We start from the raw sequence: 353 nt of genomic DNA, 5'->3' as shown, positions 1-353 counted from the left end.
TCCGCATCCCGGGGCGGGGGCACGGGGCTTGCGGGGTCCTGCTGCCAACTGTAGCCGCGCACCAGTTCCCCGGCGGTGCGGTTGCCGAGGGCGGAGGTGTAGACCTGCTGGGAGGTGAGGAGGTGGAGGCTGTTGTAGCGGGAGACCACCCGCCGCTCGGCCTCCCCGTCCGGGCCCAGGAGGGAGACCTCGGTGGTGTAGGTGAAACCGGTCCGCTGGTCGAAGACATCGTCCTCACCCGCGAAACCGCCCCCCGCCCCGGTGTAGGCGCGGCCCCCCTCGGCCCAGACGTTCATCCGCTGCTCGGGCGCGGCCAGCTCACCGCGGTCGTCGAGGGTGCGCAGGCGGGTCGC

General features: G+C 73.4%; 1 protein-coding gene. It reads right to left on the bottom strand.

Annotation, left to right across the window (positions count from 1 at the left end):
- Positions 1-353, bottom strand: a 353-nt coding sequence (locus tag IF89_RS39880; protein ID WP_043195045.1) for a hypothetical protein, incomplete at both ends; no start/stop codon positions are given.

The organism is Streptomyces sp. NRRL F-2664, from assembly GCF_000719345.1.
Lineage (GTDB): Bacteria > Actinomycetota > Actinomycetes > Streptomycetales > Streptomycetaceae > Streptomyces.
Note: the sequence above shows the minus strand (reverse complement) of the source record. Positions and strands in the feature narration are given on the sequence as shown.